The sequence below is a fragment of the Luteibacter sp. SG786 genome (assembly GCF_011759605.1).
Taxonomy (GTDB): Bacteria; Pseudomonadota; Gammaproteobacteria; order Xanthomonadales; family Rhodanobacteraceae; genus Luteibacter.
Genome location: NZ_JAAOYX010000003.1, coordinates 393992 through 407726, shown reverse-complemented (window position 1 = coordinate 407726; position 13735 = coordinate 393992). Strand labels below are relative to the sequence as shown.

Here is a 13735-nt window from a genome sequence, read left to right as displayed (position 1 = left end):
ACCGAACAATGGGCGTGGGCGATTCTGCCCGAGTCCCATCGAGTGGCCATGAACCTCACCGCGCCTTACCGATCCGCTGCCATGTCTGGAAGCGTCCGGCCGCCGCAACTGTCCAGCGCAGGTTCCGCGGCATGCTAGGGCTGGTGCGCATCGCGCTGTCGCGCCCCTACACCTTCATCGTCCTGGCCTTGCTCATCCTCATCGCGGGCCCGCTGGCCGCCGTCAGGACGCCCACGGACATCTTCCCGAACATCGGCATTCCGGTGATCAGCGTCGTCTGGACGTACAACGGCCTGCCGCCGGACCAGATGTCCGGACGCGTGATCTATTACTACGAGCGTCAGTTGACCACGTCGGTCAACGATATCGAGCACATCGAATCGCAGTCGCTACCCGGCGTGGGCATCGTCAAGATCTTCTTCCAGCCGGGCGTGGACATCCGTACCGCCACCGCACAGGTGACATCGATCTCGCAGACGGTGGTGAAGCAGATGCCACCGGGCATTACGCCGCCGCTCATCCTCAACTACAACGCGTCCACCGTGCCGGTGCTGCAGATGGCGCTGTCCAGCCCCATCCTGTCCGAGGCGACGATCCGCGACATCGCGCAGAACTTCATGCGCCCGACGCTCATTTCGGTGCCCGGCGTAGCCATTCCGACGCCTTACGGCGGCAAGCAGAAGCAGGTGACGCTCGACCTGAATCCCCAAGCGCTGGCGGCCAAGGGCCTCTCTGCACAGGATGTCGGCAACGCGTTGGCGACACAGAACCAGATCATCCCTGTGGGTACCGCGAAGATCGGCACCTACGAGTACCACGTGCAGCTCAACAACAGCCCGACGGCCATCGACGAGCTGAACAACCTGCCCATCAAGACCGTCAATGGCGCCACCATCACCATCGGCGACGTTGCCCATGTCCGCGACGGCGCACCGCCACAGAACAATGTGGTGCGCGTGGACGGCAAGCGGGCGGTGCTCATGCCGGCGCTGAAGAACGGCAACGCCTCCACGCTGGACGTGGTGGCAGGCATCAAGAAGCTGTTGCCGCTGATTGCCGAGACCCAGCCCAAGTCGCTGAAGATGAATCTGCTCGGCGACCAGTCCATCTTCGTGAAAGCCGCAGTGACCTCGGTTGCGCGCGAGGGCATCATTGCCGCCGTGCTGACCTCGGTCATGATCCTGCTGTTCCTGGGAAGCTGGCGTTCGACCGTGATCATCGCGCTGTCGATCCCACTCGCGATCCTGTCGGCCATCGCATTGCTGGCGGTCTTCGGGCAAACCCTGAACATCATGACCCTCGGCGGTCTCGCTCTGGCGGTGGGCATCCTCGTCGACGACGCCACGGTGACCATCGAGAACATCAACTGGCACCTCGAACAGGGCAAGGGCGTTGTCACCGCCATCATGGACGGCGCCAGGCAGATCGTGACGCCGGCTTTCGTTTCGCTGCTGTGCATCTGCATCGTCTTCGTGCCGATGTTCATGCTCAACGGCATCGCGGGCTTCCTGTTCCGACCGATGGCGCTGGCCGTGATCTTCGCGATGGTGTCCTCATTCATCCTTTCGCGAACCCTCGTGCCCACGCTGGCGATGTTCCTGCTCAAGCCGCATACGGTGGAGACGGGCCTGGGCAATCACCCCGAAGACCAGGTCATCAATCATCATGAAGGCGACCGGCATGCGCAGAAACGCCGCAATGCCTTTGTTCACGGCCTGATCGCGTTCCAGTTGGGCTTCGAGCAACGCTTCACCCGGGTTCGCGACACCTACTACGGGCTGCTGGGCGTGGCGCTGGCGAACCGCAAGCGCTTCGTGCTCGGTTTCCTGGCATTCGTGCTCGCGTCCTTCGCCCTGATACCGGCACTGGGGCGGGATTTCTTTCCCGAGGTGGACTCGGATTCGCTCTCGCTGCACGTGCGCGCCCCGATGGGTACGCGCGTCGAAGAAACCGCGGCGGAATTCGACCACGTCGAGCGTGCCATCCGGTCGGTCATTCCGCCGGACGAACTCGACACCATCATCGACAACATCGGCCTGCCGCTCTCCGGCGTGAACCTTGTCTACAGCAGCAGCGGCACCATCGGCTCGCAGGACGGCGACATCCAGATCGTGCTGAAGGAGGGCCACCGTCCGGCGGCCGAATTCATGAAGAAGCTGCGCGAGATCCTGCCGCGGCAGTTCCCCGGCACGCAATTCGCTTTCCTGCCTTCGGACATGACCAGCCAGATCCTGAACTTCGGCGCGCCGGCGCCGCTGGATGTATCGGTCGCCGGCCGCGATCGCAAGGCGAACGAGGCCTATGCCGAAGCGATCCTCAAGGAGATGCGCAAGATCGACGGCATCGTGGACGTGCGCCTGCAGCAGAGTTCCAGCTACCCGCAGCTCAACGTCAAGGTCGACCGCGTTCGCGCCGATGGCCTGGGCATCACCGAGCGTGACGTGACCAACAGCATGGTGGCGTCGCTCGCGGGCAGTTCGCAGGTCGCACCTGCGTTCTGGCTGAATCCGAAGAACGGCGTGTCGTACGCGATCGTGGCATCGACGCCGCAGTACCTGATGGACTCGATGTCCGACCTGAAGGCGCTACCGGTGACGTCCGCCGTCAATGGGTCCACGCAGATCCTCGGCGGCCTGGCCAGCTTCACGCGTGGGCCGAGCGACGCCGTGGTGTCGCACTTCAACATCATGCCCGCATACGACATCTACGCCTCGATCCAGGGACGCGACCTGGGCGGCGTCTCCGCCGACGTGCAGAAGGTGCTCGACCAGTTCGCGGCGAAGCGCCCGGCCGGCACGCTGGTGAGTCTGCACGGCCAGGTGGGCACCATGAACGAGGCCTTCAACGGCCTGCTTTTCGGCCTCATCGGGGCCGTGCTCCTGATCTATCTGCTGATCGTGGTGAACTTCCAGTCCTGGCTGGACCCGTTCGTGATCGTCACCGCGCTGCCGGCTGCACTGGCGGGCATCGTGTGGATGCTGTTCCTGACCCACACCAGCCTGTCGGTACCCGCTCTGACCGGCGCCATCATGTGCATGGGCGTGGCCACCGCCAACTCGATCCTCGTGGTGAGCTTCTGCCGCGAGCGGCTGGCCGAGCATGGCGATGCCTTCAAGGCCGCGCTGGAAGCGGGCTTCACCCGCTTCCGTCCCGTCTGCATGACGGCACTGGCCATGATCATCGGCATGTTGCCCATGGCGCTGGCTCATGAGCAGAACTCGCCGCTGGGACGCGCCGTCATCGGCGGCCTGCTCTTCGCCACGTTCGCCACCCTCCTCTTCGTGCCGGTCATCTTCGCCATCGTGCATGGCCGCGCCGCGCCGGTTCCTTCTGAAGACCGCCTGATCGGAAACCCCTCCCATGTCTCATGAAGCTCCCGCCCCCGTGTCGGGGCGTCCTCCCCGTGTTCGCCTGGCACTTGCCATCGGTGCGGTTATCGCCTCGGTGGGCGTCATCGCCGGGCTATCGCTCCGCGCCGTCGAATCGCGGGAACTGGACACCTGGACACAGGCACAACTGACGCCGTCGGTCCAGACGATTTCGGCGTCGGCCCTGAGCCATACGCAAGGCCTCACGTTGCCCGGCCACCTGGACGCGTGGATCGCTACGCCGATCCACGCGCGTGTCGGCGGTTACCTCAAGCAATGGAACGTGGACATCGGTGAGAAGGTGAAGGCCGGCCAGGTGCTCGCCCTCATCGACACACCGGAACTCGACCAGCAGTTCGAGCAGGCCAAGGCCGAACTGGTACGTGCGCAAGCCAATGTGCGGCTGGCCGACACCACAGCCAGGCGCTGGCAGAACCTCCTGCAATCGCGATCGGTCTCCAAGCAGGAAGCCGACGAGAAGGCGAGCGAGGCGGAAACCGCACGCGCCAATCAATTGGCAGCGAAGGCCGACGTGGACCGTCTGGCGGCGCTGGAGTCGTTCAAGAAGATCGTCGCTCCGTTCGACGGTACCGTCACGGCGCGCAACACCGATATCGGCGACCTCATCACCGCCAACAACGACGGCGGGCAGCCGCTCTTCTCCATTGCCGACACGAGCAAGATGCGCCTCTACACGCAGGTGCCGCAGGGTTACGCATCGAGCATCGTGCCCGGAATGAAGGTGAAGCTCCTGGTACTGGGCCATGGCGGCGAAACGGTCAATGGCACGCTCATCGGCACCTCACGCTCCATCAGCCGCACGTCCGGAACCCTGCTGGCCCAGTTCAAGGTGGAGAACCCGCGCCAGGATCTTCTGCCTGGCGACTTCGCCGAGGTGCAGATGGCCACGCACGCACCGGATGGCGCGGTCACCGTGCCGGCCACCACCCTGCTCTTCCGCGCGGCCGGGCCGCAGATCGCCGTGCTGGGCAAGAACGATCATGTGGTGTTGCGCGACGTGCACATCGCCATGGACCTGGGCGACAAGCTGATCATCGACCGGGGGCTGCGCCCGGACGATCGAATCATCGACCACCCCACCGATTCGCTGGCCCAGGGCGACCTGGTGCAGATCGCCCAACCTGCGCGCGATGAGCCGAGCCATGCCAAGAATGCATGATGTCGTTCGCCGGTCGCTGACCCTTGGCGTGTTCCTGGCGCTGGCCGGCTGCTCCCTGGCGCCCAAGTACGTCAAGCCTGCGGTCGCGCCCCTGCCCGAGGCCTTCAAGGGCGCCAGCCATCCCGAAGGCTGGACGGTGGCCTCACCGAAAGACGAGGCGGCGCGTGGCCCATGGTGGACCGCGTACAGCGATCCGGTGCTCGATCGTCTGGAAGACCGGCTCAACGCCGACAATCCCGACCTCGCCATCGCACTGGCACGGGTGGATGCCTCGCAGGCGTTCCTCGATGAACTGGGCGCCGCGCAACAGCCGCAAGCTGGCGTGAGCGCCAGCCCGACCCGTGACCGCCAATCCGATCGCCGTCCCCTGCGTGGTGCGAATCAGCCCAACGAATACGACACTCGCACGTTCGCGTTCTCCACGGGTTATGAACTCGATCTGTGGGGACGCATCCGTAACGAAGTCGCAGGCGGCCGCGCACAGACCCAGGCAGCGGAAGCGGACCTGGCCTCGGCGCGGCTGAGCTTGCAGGCGGAGCTGGCCGACCTCTACATCAAGCTTCGCGGTTACGACATCCAGGCGCAGATCGTCCAGGATTCGTTGAAGGCATTCGGCGAGGGCCAGAAGATCACGCAAAACCGCTTGGACGGCGGTGTTTCCTCGGGGCTGGATGTGGCACGCGCGAATGCCCAGCTGTCAGACGCGCAGGCACAAGCCACGGAACTGCGCGTGCAGCGTGCGCTCACGGAGCACGCCATCGCCGCGCTGATCGGCGAATCGGCCTCCACGTTCTCGCTGCCGCCCCAGAAAGCGGCGGTGCCCTTGCCCAAGATTCCCCTGGGCGTGCCCTCCACGCTGCTCGAACGCCGACCAGACATCGCGGCGGCCGAGCGCCGCGCGTTCGCGGCCAATGCGGCCATCGGCGTGGCACGCGCGGCGTTCTATCCGGACATCAGCCTCAGTGCCGCCTTCGGTTTCCAGGACGTCGGTCACGGCCGGCTGCTGAGTGCGACCAACCAGTTCTGGAGCCTGGGTCCACTCGCTGCCCTCAATCTTTTCGACGGAGGACTGCGACGGGGACGCGAAGCCGAAGCCAGGGCGGAGTTCGCTTCTGCATCGGCGCAGTACAGGCACGTGGTGCTCCACGCTTTCCAGCAGGTCGAAGACAACCTCACGCTGTTGCAGGAACTCGGCCGGGAAAGCGAACAGGAAGGCGCCGCCGCCGAAGCGGCCAAACAGTCGCAGACCCTGGCGACCAATCGCTACAACGAAGGCGTCGTCAGCTATCTGGAAGTGGTCACCGCGCAGACAGCCGCCCTCCAGGCGGAGCGCACGGCCGAACGGGTCCACACCCGCCAGTTGCAGGCCAGCGTCGACCTCATCCGCGCCCTCGGCGGCGGCTGGGACGGCGAACTTCGCCTTTCTCGCACGGACAGCCCTGCAACGCAGAAACCCGCCACGCCGAACGCGCCCTGAGCGCTACGTCCCACTCATCAGGAGATTCAAACCATGCCACACCGGAAGCCATGCATCGGCATCATGCTCTTGGTTGCCGCACTTTCCACGGGTTGCGCCGCCCACCTGCAAACCAGAACCGTGCAGGACGGCGATACCTATGACCTGTGGGCCGCCCGGATGGAACACATGCCGTTCGTATTCCACGAACCGGACGGACATGTCGACGTGTACGACGTCAGAGGTAATGCATGGACGGGGCCCACGAACGGCCTGAAGGACGGTAGCGCGGACCGCGTGGAAGTGTATGAGGGCCATTTTGCCGCGGCGACGGGCACGATGTGCATGCCGTCGGCGTCCGCACTCGCGGCCGGCAATGCCGCGGGCAGTGCGAATGTCGTGGCCGCCATCTGCGACCGCGGCCGCACGGTCGTGTCCTTCAGCGACAAGGTCCGCGCACGCGTGCTCGACACGAAGACCGAATATGTCCCGCGTGTCCGGCATCTTCTCCTGGAAGGCATCTGGGAAAGCGTGGCCCAGGAACCCGCGCCGCTGCACACGTGATATTGGCCACGTCAGGAATATCAATGGCGGCCGAGAAAGCGTGACATCGCCGCGCTGACTCTGCCCCAAGGGGGGCCGAGCTTCTCGAAGACGTTGACGAAACCGATGGCATGAACAGATCGCGCATGGCTTAGCCGCCGGAACCCTTCATAACCATGATAAGCACCCATGCCGCTAGGCCCCACACCGCCAAAGGGGAGATTTTCCTGCGCGATATGGAGGAGCGTGCCATTTAGCGTGACGCCTCCGGAAGTAGCGGTATCCAGCACGCGATCACGTGTTCGAGCATCGTTTGTGAACAGGTAGAGCGCGAGTGGTTTGTCGCGATCAGCCACGAAGCCGGATGCCTGGTCGATCGTATCGTATGGGATGATTGGCAGAACAGGACCGAAAATCTCCTCACGCATCAGCATACATTCGGACGGTGGATCGATGACGACGGTCGGAGCAATCTTGGCGGACTTAGCGGGCTGTTCATCGAACGTCAACACCTCGATACCGGCGTCGCGAACCTCAGCGATCGCAGCGTTGAGGCGATCGCGATGCCTTGCGGTGATAACGGCGCTATATTGTTCGTTGTCGGAGACGGTCGGATAACCGCGCTTTGCAGCCTCGAGCACGAGGCGCGCGAACACCTGCACTTGCCCATTCGGAACAAGCGCATAATCGGGCGCGATGCAGGTCTGCCCGGCATTAAGAAATTTGCCGAACGCGACCGAGCGCGCGGCTTTCTCCAGGGAATAATCAGGTGCCACGATCGCCGGTGATTTGCCGCCAAGTTCGAGCGTCACCGGCGTCAGGTTTTCCGCTGCAGCTCGCATGACCTTCCGCCCAACCGCCGTCGATCCGGTGAATACCAGGTGGTCGAATGGAAGTGCGGTGAACGCTTCAGCCACTGTAACGTCGCCGACAATAACGGCGATCTCGGAAGGATCGAAGGCGTCGGCAATCAGTTCGTGCAGCAGCGCGGAGAATGCCGGAGTCAGTTCCGACGGCTTGATCAATGCACGATTACCTGCCGCCAGCGCGTCGCAGAGCGGGCCGACCGACAGCAACAACGGATAGTTCCAAGGCGCCACGATGCCGACGACGCCGAGCGGTTCGAGCCGCACCCATGCCTTGGCTGGTTGGAAGATCAGGTCGATCGATCGCCGCTGCGGCTTCATCCACCGCGCGACATGACGGCGGGCATGGCGAATCGCGCGCAGTGCAGGAACGAACTCCAGAAGCTCGGTCTCAGCCCCCGCCCGACCGCCGAAGTCCGCATCGATTGCCGCCACCATGCGATCGATATTGGCGAGCAGCATATGTTCAAGACGGCTGAGCGCATCCTTACGAATCCGGGCGTCGGGCGCGCCCTGCGACCGAAATGCGGCCCGCTGCAGCGTCAGGAGATTCCCGGCATCGAAACCTGTCATCTCAGCACCCCAAAATAAGGTCCGCCGCCTTCTCGCCGATCATCGCGGAGGGAGCTTCGGTGTTCCCGCTGACCAGCGTTGGCATGATCGAAGCGTCCGCGACCCTCAATCCTTCGACGCCGCGCACACGCAAGGCGACGTCGACGACCGAACGATCGTCCGGCCCCATGCGGCATGTGCCGACCGGATGGTAAATGGTATCAGCATGCGCCCGGATCATCGCCTCAAGCTCTGCGTCGTCGGCATCGAAGCGACCGTAAAGCAAGCGTGGGCCAAACCGGGCGAGCGGAGCAGCCTGCCAGACGCGATGAGCGATCCGCGCGCCCTTCATCATCAGCTCGAGATCATCGGGATGCGACAGGAATGCGGGATCGATAAGAGGATCTTCGGCAATGTCAGGCCGTGCCAGCCTCACCGAGCCCCGGCTTTTCGGGCGAAGAGCGCAAACGTGAAGCGCCGCCCCGCTCGCGAAGTGGAAATGCCGGCCATGATCGTCGACGATGGCAATCGTGAAGTGAAACTGGAGATCAGGCCGGTCTTGCGACACATCGCTGCACACGAAGCCACCCGCCTCTGCGGCGTTGCTGGTCAGCGAGCCGCGCCCCCGGAAATAGGCAGGGAGCGTAAGCACCGCGCGTGCCATGGCGAGCGGATTGTAGGCGAAAAGACCAGGCCCTCTCATCCGCACGTTCGCTGTGTAGTCCAGGTGATCCTGAAGGTTGAGGCCAACCTCAGGCGCATCGACGATCGCCTCGATACCAAGATCATGGAGTTTTGCGGCATCGCCAATACCGGACAGCATCAAGAGCTGCGGCGAGGCGATAGCACCGCTGCTCAGGATGACCTCGCGGCGCGCCCGCACCTGGTTCAGGCCGTCCGCACCCCGTGTGGAAACCCCGACCGCACGGCGTCCGTCGAACAAAACGCGCTCGACCGTCGTGTTGCCGACAATCGTGAGGTTCGATCGTGCGACACCATCGTGCAGATAGGCGCGCCCGGCATCCAGGCGGCGCCCGTGACGCTGGAAAACCTGATAGAGCCCGACGCCTTCCTGCTCGGCACCGTTGAAATCATTATTCCGCCGATAGCCGACAGCCTCCGCAGCAGCGATAAAGTCGAGCGCAACCGGGCTCGGCGACGGCAGATCGCTGACGACAAGCGGTCCGTCTGCTCCGTGCCATTCACTCGCGCCGCGTGTGTTCGCCTCTGACCGCTTGAAGAGGGGCAGAACGTCGTCCCAACTCCAGCCGGCGCACCCCGCTGCAGCCCAGCCGTCATAGTCCTCGCGCTGACCTCGAATAAAGCACATGGCATTGATGAGACTCGACCCGCCGACGCCGCGGCCGCGCGGTACGAATCCCCTGCGACCGTTGAGTCCTGGTTGCGGAACCGTGCGAAAGCCATAGTTGTAGCGGTTGCGGCGGCCTACCAGCGGCCCAAGCCCGATCGGCATCGTCGATAGGAATGATGGCTTGGGCGGCCCTGCTTCCAGCAAAACGACCGATGGCCTCGCCGGCGCGTCCGCCAGTCGGCGCGCGAGCGCGCAACCCGCTGGCCCTGCCCCGACGATGACGTAGTCAGCTTCCACGGTGCTTCTGCCTCTCCCACGCCAGATTCACAAAAATTGAGAGTGCTGTTCATCCCGCACATCAATCCCAAGCGCAGCGCCCACCCCTTCGTCAAATAGACATCACTCGATATTTTGCACCTGCTCGCGCATCTGCTCGATCAGCACCTTCAGTTCCACGGCGGCATTGGTCGTGCGCGAGTCGACGGACTTCGAGCCCAGCGTGTTCGCCTCGCGATTGAATTCCTGCATGAGGAAGTCGAGGCGGCGGCCGACCGGTTCCTTCAGTGCGAGCACGCGGCGTGCCTCGGAAATGTGGGTGGCGAGGCGATCGAGTTCCTCGTCCACGTCCATGCGGGTGATCTGCAGCACCAGTTCCTGCTCCAGGCGACCCGGATCGGCCGGCTGGCGAATATCGGCGAGGCGCGCTTCGAGGCGCGCACGCAGCGCGGTGCGAATCTCCGGAAGCCAGCCGCGCACGTCGTTGACGATCTTTTCCACGGCGTCGAGGCGTTCGCGCAGCATCTCGGCCAGCTTGCCGCCTTCACGGGCGCGGGTGTCGCCCAGCGCGGCAAGGGCCTGGTCGAGCACGCCCAACAATGCCGCCTGCAACGCATCGGCGTCCGCCTCCGGCTGCTGGAGAACACCGGGGAACCGAAGCAGTTCGGTGAATTGCACCTGCATGCGCGGGAAGCGCTGCTCCAGGTCGAGGGCGAGTTCGGACAGGCGGGACAGCACCGGGCCGTTGATGCGCAGGCCTTCGCCGGAACCGGCTTCGGCCCGCAGGCGCACGGTGACGTCCACCTTGCCGCGAGACAGACGAGTGGCGATGCGCTCGCGCAGGGCGCTCTCGAAGCCGCGCATGTCGTCGGGCAGCCGCGGGCTGATTTCGAGGTAGCGGTGGTTGACGGTGCGCAGCTCGCAGGTGAGCGTGCCGGAAGGGCCGGCGCGTTCGGCGGAAGCGTAGGCGGTCATGCTGCGGATCATCGGTTGCCTCGCGGCATGCGCGTCGGATAGGGGGGCCAATGGTAAACTGACCCACCGCCCGTGCCCAAATCAGGCCCCACATGACATCCATCCGTCCTAGCGGACGCGCCGCCGACCAGTTGCGCGCCGTCAGCATCGAACGCCATTACACCCGCCACGCCGAGGGTTCCGTGCTGGTTTCCTTCGGCGACACCAAGGTGCTTTGCACCGCGTCGGTGGAGGAACGCGTGCCGCCGTGGCTTCGCGGCAAGGGCGAGGGCTGGGTTACCGCCGAGTACGGCATGCTGCCCCGCGCCACCACCGACCGCACCCAGCGTGAAGCCGCGCGTGGCGGCCAGGGTGGCCGCACCATGGAAATCCAGCGTCTCATCGGGCGCTCGCTGCGCGCCTGCGTGGACCGCGCCGCGCTCGGCGAGCGCGTCATCACGCTGGACTGCGATGTGATCCAGGCCGACGGTGGCACGCGCACGGCAGCCATCACGGGCGCCTATGTGGCGCTCGTGGACGCGGTGACGACGCTGACGAAGCGTAACGCGATCAAGCGCAACCCCATCCTCGGCGCCGTCGCCGCGGTGTCGGTCGGCGTCTACAACGGCCTGCCCGTGCTCGACCTCGATTACGCCGAGGATTCGAACTGCGACACAGACATGAACGTGGTGATGAACGACGGCGGCGGTTTCATCGAAGTGCAAGGCACGGCCGAAGGCCACGCCTTCCGTCGCGAGGAAATGGACGCCCTGCTCGATCTCGCCGGCAAGGGCATCGCGGAACTGGTGGCCGCGCAGCGCGCCGCATTGGAGACCACCGCATGAGCGGCGTCCGTGCCGCGACACCCGCCGATCTCGACGGTATCGCGGCCGTGCATCGCGCCGCGTTCGGCCGCGACGGCGAGGCCAATCTCGTCAGGCGGCTGGTCGGCGCCGGCCGCGATGCCATTTCCCTCGTGGCCGTGGACGACGACGAGAACGTGCTCGGCCACGTGCTGTTCTCGCCCGTCACCGTGGAGGAAGGCGACGACGGCAAGGCGCTCGGTCTCGCCCCCGTCGCCGTGCTGCCCGAGCACCAGCGCCAAGGCATCGGCCGCGCGCTGATCGAGGAAGGCATCGGCGCCTGCTTCGTGCGCGATGCGCGCGCCATCTTTGTCCTGGGATCGCCTGCCTATTATTCCGGCTTCGGTTTCGGCAAGGCGTCGGCGCACGGGTTGCACGACGCGTTCGAAGGCGGCAATGCGTTCCAGGTGCTGCCGCTGACGGTCAACGGCCTGGAGGGTTATCGCGGCCGGGTCGATTACGCGCCCGAATTTTCCGAGGGGCTCTAAAGCCATGCGCATCGTCCTTGCGTCCGGCAACGCCGGCAAACTGGCCGAACTGGAACAACTGCTCGGCGACAGCGGCATCGAACTGGTGGCGCAAAGCACGCTGGGCGTGCACGACGCGGATGAAACCGGCCTCACCTTCGTCGAGAACGCGCTGATCAAGGCGCGCCATGCCGCACGCGTCACCGGCCTGCCGTCGCTCGCCGACGATTCGGGCATCTGCGTCGATGCGCTGGGCGGCGCACCCGGTCTCTACGCCGCACGCTATGCCGGCACGCATGGCGACAACGCCGCGAACCGGGCGAAGCTGCTGCGCGAACTCGAAGGTGTGCCCATGGAGCGGCGCCGGGCGCACTTCATCGCCGTGCTGGTCCTCTTGCGGCACGCCGAGGATCCGGCGCCCCTGCTCGCTGAAGCGCGCTGGCACGGCCGCATCCTGGAGTCCGAGCGCGGCACGGGCGGCTTCGGTTACGACCCGCTCTTCCTTCCCGACGGGTACGACGCCTCGGCGGCGGAACTCGATCCCGTGCTCAAGAACGGGCTCAGCCATCGTGGCCAGGCCCTGGCGCTGCTGAAGGCCCGCCTGTCCGACCTCGCATGACCCTGTTGCCGCCCCCGCTGTCGCTGTATGTGCACATGCCCTGGTGCGTGCGCAAATGCCCATACTGCGATTTCAATTCGCACGGCGTGCGCGGCACCCCGGAATATGCGGCCTACGTAGACGCGCTGCTGGCGGACCTCGACGCCGACCTGCGCGACTTCGGTGCGGCGCTGCACGGGCGCACGGTGGAAACGGTGTTCTTCGGCGGCGGCACGCCCAGCCTGTTCTCGCCCGAACTCGTGGGCCGCTTTCTTGACGGCGCGCGCCAGCGGCTGTCCTTCGCAGGCGATGCCGAGGTCACGCTGGAGACGAACCCCGGCACGGTGGAGCATGGCCGTTTCGACGGTTACCTCGCCGCGGGCGTCAACCGCATTTCGTTCGGTGTGCAGAGCTTCGACGACGACAAGCTGCGCCGCCTCGGCCGCATCCATTCCTCGAACGACGCCGCGAGCGCGGTGCGCGAAGCGCAGGACGCCGGCATCGGCAACATCAACATCGACCTGATGTATGCCCTGCCCGAACAGGATCTGGCCGGCGCGCTCGACGACGTGGCGCGAGCCGTCGCTCTCGCGCCCACCCACATTTCGCATTACCAGCTCACCCTGGAACCCAACACCGCGTTCGCCGCGAACCCTCCGCCGCTGCCCGACGACGACGCGGCCTGGGCCATCCAGGAGGCCTGCGAGGCCCGGTTGGCCGACGCGGGTTACGGGCAGTACGAAGTGTCCGCCTATGCCCGCCCGGGGCGCCGCTGCGCGCACAACCTCAACTACTGGCGCTTCGGCGACTATCTGGGCATCGGTGCCGGCGCCCACGGCAAGATCAGCGACGCACAGGGCGTGCGCCGCCGCTGGAAGACCCGCCTGCCGGCCGCGTACCTGGCCAGCGCCGGCCAGCCCGCCCGCATCGGCGGGGATTCGACGGTAGCGGCCGCCGACCTCCCCTTCGAGTACATGCTCAACGCGCTGCGCCTGATCGACGGCGTGCCGGCGGCGGATTTCCAGGGCCGTACGGGGCTGCCGCGCGAAGCGATCGCGTCCTCGCTCGCCGAATGCGTGGCCCGCGGCTGGCTGCTGGACGATCCCGCGCTACTCAAGACCACGCCCCTGGGGCAGCGCTTCCTGAACGACGTCATCGAAGCATTCATGCCCTGACGGCCGGCGCAAGGCACCCCACATGCGACGCCTATTCCAATTGCCCTAAGCCATAAGCGAGCCGCTTGTACGCTGGCGTGGCCGCTGTACGGCCGCCTAAACTCGCCTGACAGGGTCGCGGAGGA

At 65.5% G+C, this 13735-nt stretch carries 11 protein-coding genes; 8 read left to right on the top strand and 3 right to left on the bottom strand.

Annotated elements, in window-relative coordinates:
- The first annotated feature begins 131 nt into the window (after positions 1-131).
- From FHS47_RS17765 to FHS47_RS17750, 4 genes are read left to right on the top strand one after another with little or no spacing between them, the layout of a single operon-like run.
- On the top strand, positions 132-3371 hold the full coding sequence (locus FHS47_RS17765; protein ID WP_167031342.1) for an efflux RND transporter permease subunit: 3240 nt from the start codon (positions 132-134) through the stop codon (positions 3369-3371).
- Positions 3361-4548: an efflux RND transporter periplasmic adaptor subunit gene (locus tag FHS47_RS17760; protein ID WP_167031339.1), complete on the top strand. Its 1188-nt coding sequence runs from the start codon at positions 3361-3363 to the stop codon at positions 4546-4548. Before FHS47_RS17765 ends, FHS47_RS17760 begins: the two co-directional genes overlap by 11 nt.
- Positions 4532-6025 (top strand): efflux transporter outer membrane subunit, encoded by a 1494-nt coding sequence (locus FHS47_RS17755; protein WP_208382122.1) that lies wholly within the window; start codon positions 4532-4534, stop codon positions 6023-6025. The genes FHS47_RS17760 and FHS47_RS17755 overlap by 17 nt, the downstream gene beginning before the upstream one ends.
- A gap of 33 nt (positions 6026-6058) precedes the next feature.
- On the top strand, positions 6059-6568 hold the full coding sequence (locus tag FHS47_RS17750; protein WP_167031333.1) for a hypothetical protein: 510 nt from the start codon (positions 6059-6061) through the stop codon (positions 6566-6568).
- Between the two features lie 20 nt (positions 6569-6588).
- On the opposite strand, the gene FHS47_RS17745 is transcribed toward FHS47_RS17750, so the two are convergent.
- From FHS47_RS17745 to FHS47_RS17735, 3 genes are all read right to left on the bottom strand, one after another.
- Positions 6589-7986 carry a coniferyl aldehyde dehydrogenase gene (locus FHS47_RS17745; RefSeq protein WP_167031330.1) on the bottom strand — a complete coding sequence of 466 codons (1398 nt, stop codon included), beginning with the start codon at positions 7984-7986 and terminating at the stop codon, positions 6589-6591.
- Between the two features lies 1 nt (position 7987).
- The gene (locus FHS47_RS17740; protein WP_167031327.1) at positions 7988-9574 is read right to left on the bottom strand and encodes a GMC family oxidoreductase N-terminal domain-containing protein; all 1587 of its coding nucleotides are present in this window, start codon (positions 9572-9574) and stop codon (positions 7988-7990) included.
- Positions 9575-9676: 102 nt separating this feature from the next.
- Positions 9677-10540 carry a YicC/YloC family endoribonuclease gene (locus FHS47_RS17735; protein WP_167031324.1) on the bottom strand — a complete coding sequence of 288 codons (864 nt, stop codon included), beginning with the start codon at positions 10538-10540 and terminating at the stop codon, positions 9677-9679.
- Between the two features lie 80 nt (positions 10541-10620).
- On the opposite strand from FHS47_RS17735, the gene rph reads away from it, so the two are divergent.
- From rph to hemW, 4 genes are read left to right on the top strand one after another with little or no spacing between them, the layout of a single operon-like run.
- Positions 10621-11352, top strand: coding sequence for a ribonuclease PH (gene rph / locus FHS47_RS17730; protein WP_167031321.1), 732 nt, complete (start codon positions 10621-10623; stop codon positions 11350-11352).
- Positions 11349-11858: an N-acetyltransferase gene (locus tag FHS47_RS17725; protein WP_167031318.1), complete on the top strand. Its 510-nt coding sequence runs from the start codon at positions 11349-11351 to the stop codon at positions 11856-11858. The genes rph and FHS47_RS17725 overlap by 4 nt, the downstream gene beginning before the upstream one ends.
- 4 nt (positions 11859-11862) lie before the next feature.
- Positions 11863-12456: an RdgB/HAM1 family non-canonical purine NTP pyrophosphatase gene (gene rdgB / locus FHS47_RS17720; protein ID WP_167031315.1), complete on the top strand. Its 594-nt coding sequence runs from the start codon at positions 11863-11865 to the stop codon at positions 12454-12456.
- Positions 12453-13610 carry a radical SAM family heme chaperone HemW gene (gene hemW, locus FHS47_RS17715; protein ID WP_167031312.1) on the top strand — a complete coding sequence of 386 codons (1158 nt, stop codon included), beginning with the start codon at positions 12453-12455 and terminating at the stop codon, positions 13608-13610. Before rdgB ends, hemW begins: the two co-directional genes overlap by 4 nt.
- The last annotated feature ends 125 nt before the right edge of the window (positions 13611-13735 follow it).

What these genes read in the sequence shown, in the direction of transcription:
- hemW (WP_167031312.1), top strand. Translation starts at nt 12,453, where the DNA reads ATGACCCTGTTGCCGCCCCCGCTGTCGCTGTATGTGCACATGCCCTGG.
- FHS47_RS17760 (WP_167031339.1), top strand. Translation starts at nt 3,361, where the DNA reads ATGTCTCATGAAGCTCCCGCCCCCGTGTCGGGGCGTCCTCCCCGTGTT.
- FHS47_RS17735 (WP_167031324.1), bottom strand. Translation starts at nt 10,540, where the DNA reads ATGATCCGCAGCATGACCGCCTACGCTTCCGCCGAACGCGCCGGCCCT.
- rdgB (WP_167031315.1), top strand. Translation starts at nt 11,863, where the DNA reads ATGCGCATCGTCCTTGCGTCCGGCAACGCCGGCAAACTGGCCGAACTG.
- FHS47_RS17725 (WP_167031318.1), top strand. Translation starts at nt 11,349, where the DNA reads ATGAGCGGCGTCCGTGCCGCGACACCCGCCGATCTCGACGGTATCGCG.
- FHS47_RS17755 (WP_208382122.1), top strand. Translation starts at nt 4,532, where the DNA reads ATGCCAAGAATGCATGATGTCGTTCGCCGGTCGCTGACCCTTGGCGTG.
- rph (WP_167031321.1), top strand. Translation starts at nt 10,621, where the DNA reads ATGACATCCATCCGTCCTAGCGGACGCGCCGCCGACCAGTTGCGCGCC.
- FHS47_RS17765 (WP_167031342.1), top strand. Translation starts at nt 132, where the DNA reads ATGCTAGGGCTGGTGCGCATCGCGCTGTCGCGCCCCTACACCTTCATC.
- FHS47_RS17745 (WP_167031330.1), bottom strand. Translation starts at nt 7,986, where the DNA reads ATGACAGGTTTCGATGCCGGGAATCTCCTGACGCTGCAGCGGGCCGCA.
- FHS47_RS17750 (WP_167031333.1), top strand. Translation starts at nt 6,059, where the DNA reads ATGCCACACCGGAAGCCATGCATCGGCATCATGCTCTTGGTTGCCGCA.